This is a genomic window from Bartonella capreoli, assembly GCF_902813205.1.
Lineage (GTDB): Bacteria > Pseudomonadota > Alphaproteobacteria > Rhizobiales > Rhizobiaceae > Bartonella > Bartonella schoenbuchensis.
Map to the genome: position 1 here is coordinate 1 of NZ_CADDZX010000070.1, position 792 is coordinate 792.

Genomic DNA, 792 nt, shown 5'->3' on the forward strand with positions numbered 1-792 from the left:
AGTGTATTCCCTACATCATATTGCTTCACATACAGCGTTGAGATGGTGGAATGAGCAAAAAAACCACCCTTCCAAGCAAAAGCAAGGAAGGGGAATTGTTGGTCTTCAAATGCAGAAAGACTTAAGGATAGCACTCATATTGTTCTGGATGCTGTTTACAAAACGGGCTATTTAAGCGCTTCTTGACACTGCGCCTCGGAATAACAGCGCCAGGCTGGCAAATGGGAAGGTTTTCCTCTCTAAAAGTATAACACGGTCCCCCCATATTCAATACCTCTTTATCTTTATAAAGGAAACCATCTTGAAGCATGCAAGCATAAATTGTTGCTAATGCATTGTTGCTTATCTTTATACTTTCTGGATCTTTATCATAAGGAGTTGGCATGCCACATTCTAACAATGCTTTTCCTATTTCAGTAAAGTCTGCTCCAGGCTTCTCCCACATTCCTATAGATGATGTGGGAGTTTTATTAAACTGACATCCAGCGATACTTAACAAAACTATACCACTCAATAATTTTAAGATTTGTTTCATTTCTTTCTCCTTGAATCAATTTGTACTCGATGGGATATGCCATAGCGCACTCTACATATATAACTCGCATCTCCAAGACAAGTGTGGACATTGTTAGGATCTGTGAACATTTTGTATGCCTCTTTCCAACTGTTACTACCGGTAGGCACTGTTTGGTAGGTATAGCCATTACCGCCGATCACTCGGCTTACAAAGTCATATCTATGCCCATCAAAACCGACCGTGGTTTGTTTGCCATTATTTAGCCTGTTTAACTT

Annotated in this window: 1 protein-coding gene and 1 pseudogene; both read right to left on the minus strand. The window is 40.0% G+C overall.

The annotated features are described in order from the left end of the window. Positions 1-121: 121 nt before the first annotated feature. On the minus strand, positions 122-535 hold the full coding sequence (locus tag J7R05_RS07345) for a hypothetical protein (RefSeq protein WP_208541778.1): 414 nt from the start codon (positions 533-535) through the stop codon (positions 122-124). Continuing rightward, positions 532-792, minus strand: a pseudogene (locus J7R05_RS07350) (filamentous hemagglutinin); the annotation flags it as partial. The pseudogene J7R05_RS07350 and the gene J7R05_RS07345, both read right to left, overlap by 4 nt.

What these genes read in the sequence shown, in the direction of transcription:
- J7R05_RS07345 (WP_208541778.1), bottom strand. Translation starts at nt 535, where the DNA reads ATGAAACAAATCTTAAAATTATTGAGTGGTATAGTTTTGTTAAGTATC.